The organism is Psychrobacter sp. AOP30-A2-5 (genome assembly GCF_052378115.1).
Classification (GTDB): Bacteria; Pseudomonadota; Gammaproteobacteria; order Pseudomonadales; family Moraxellaceae; genus Psychrobacter.
Window position 1 is genome coordinate 1 of record NZ_JBQSXK010000047.1, and the last position, 2,552, is coordinate 2,552.

Genomic DNA, 2,552 nt, shown 5'->3' on the forward strand with positions numbered 1-2,552 from the left:
TAAAAACCAAACAGGAATTGAAACTGAGCCGCTTGAGAAAGATGGCGTAGTTTATGGTTTCTCAGCTAAATACTACGAAGTATCTATTAGTGATAGAAAAAAAGAAATTATTGAGGCTATTACAAAAGCCAAAAGTAAGAACTCTGAAGTAGACGTTATTTATTTTTATATCAATCAGGAGCTATCTGAAAGCTCTCTAAAAGACAGAAAGAAAGCTAGCTATGAAGTCGAAATAAATGAAGCTTGTAAAAAGCTTGGCGTCTCACTCGAATGGCGTGTACCTAGTCATTTTGAACTTCAACTAGTTTTACCAAAGCATAAGTATATTCAAGACCTGTTTTTTAGCTTAAATCCAACTTTAGATAAGTTGCGCGACAGTGTTTTTGCTCATAACACTAGTATCTTAAACGCTATTCGTACCAAAATCAGCGTAAATCAGCAGCAGATAAAAATTGAGCGCCAAAATTATATTTCAGAAATTGAAGAGCTTACGCGTGGGAATAAGCACATTATCTTATCTGGTGAGGGTGGTAGTGGTAAAACAGCTATTCTTAAAGAGTTTTATCAGCAATATTCCCTTGATATACCTATATGTATATTCAAAGCCACAGAGTTAAACGTTAATCATGTTAGTGATTTATTCCGTTTTGAACATAACTTTTCAACTGCTGACTTCTTAAGTACCTACGAAAATGAAATTACTAAATTATTTATAATTGATTCTGCAGAAAAGTTAGCCGACTTAAGCAATCAAAACGTGTTACATGATCTAGTTAATAGTCTCACAGCACACGGTTGGACGATAATCTTTACTACGCGTGCCTCTTATTTAGATGACTTACGTTTTCACATAAATGAAAGCTACCAGCTACAGTGTGAGGTTTTAGAGGTTGAGTTGTTGTCAGGTAAAGAGCTAATTGAAATATCTGATGAATTTGAAATTGTTTTACCTAATAATGATAGTTTTAAGGATAGACTAAGAAATTTATTTTATCTTAATGAGTATATTGCCTACTATCAAAGTGAAGAAGCTATCAGTAATTTTACTAGTTTTATAGACTTACTTTGGAAAAAGAAAATTCAAAATAGCCTTGTCAAAAAGGAAAATATTCATATTAAGAGAGGTCGATGTTTAGAAAAAATTGCAAAGCAGCGCGCTGACACTAATCGTTTCTATATTACTGGTGATAGCCTTCCTCAGGATGCATTATACCAGCTAAGAGTAGATGACATCTTAGGCTATGATGAGCAATACGACGGATATTTCATTACTCATGATATATTCGAAGAGTGGGCTTTAAACCATATTATAATCAAGAATTACCAAAACTACGTAAATATTGAGGATTTTTTTAGAGAGCTAGGTAATTCACTAGCAATCAGAAGGGCTTTTAGACTTTGGCTATCTCAGAAATTAATAGAAGAAGATACTGATATTAAAAGGTTCATTAATAATGTCTTTGTCAGTGACATAAGCCAGTTTTGGAAAGATGAACTATTGGTTTCAGTGTTACTGTCAGAGTACTCGTTCGAGTTTTTTAAACTATACGAAAATGAGTTGATAGCAAATAATTTTTTTATTTTAAAACGTATTATATTTTTATTACAGGTTGCCTGTAAAGATGTTGTATCTTTGCTACAGAATACTAGACCCAAAGGTAAAGGTTGGCAAGCAACTATTGATTTTATCTATAAGCATCAGCTTAATTTTTTTGAAAGTAATAGAAATAGAGTTCTACCGATCTTATTGGATTGGTGTCAAAGTAACCCTAGAGGAGAAACTACAAGACTTACTGGTTTACTTGCAGTTAGTATTCTAAAGAAGACAGAACAAGGAGAACATATATACTCTCGAAACGAAGATAATAATATTTATAAAGTTGTTTTTGCGTCATGCCGTGAAATAGAAGACGAAATAAAGGAAATCTTTGATAAAGTCATTGAGCATGTTTGGGTTGAGCATAATGATCCGTATCAAGACTTCTGTGTAACGATTCTAAATAAATGCTATTTAGCTATTCCATTAATACAGCTATTACCAAAATCAATCATTGAACTATGTGAAATATTCTGGATCGTAAAGAAAGATGATGATTTCTACCGTTCGTTGAAATATAACCCTGATATGGAAACGAGATATGGTATTAAAGATAGTCATGATTTTAAATATTACCCCGCAAGTGCTCACCAAACACCTATCTATTGGTTACTAAATACAAAAGACTACTCAAATGCAATCGATTTTATCATTCGTTTTACGAACTATGCCGTAGCAAATTATGCTCAATCAGAGTTAGGTAGAGAAGATGTTGCCAAAGTTAAAATATACACTCAAGATAAAGAAATCTCACAATATCATAGTTTCGCATTATGGACGATGTATAGAGGTCACGGTAGCCCTGTAACACCTTATTTACTTCAATCTATACATATGGCATTAGAGAAATTCCTAATACAAATTTCAAATGATGAAAACATTGATGATTATATTGTTAGAGTACTATTACTGCGTATTTTAAATACAGCAGAGTCAACATCTATAACGGCCATTG

At 32.6% G+C, this 2,552-nt stretch carries 1 pseudogene; it reads left to right on the top strand.

The features are described from left to right. Nucleotides 1-2,552, top strand: a pseudogene (locus ACT3S4_RS14250) (hypothetical protein); the annotation flags it as partial.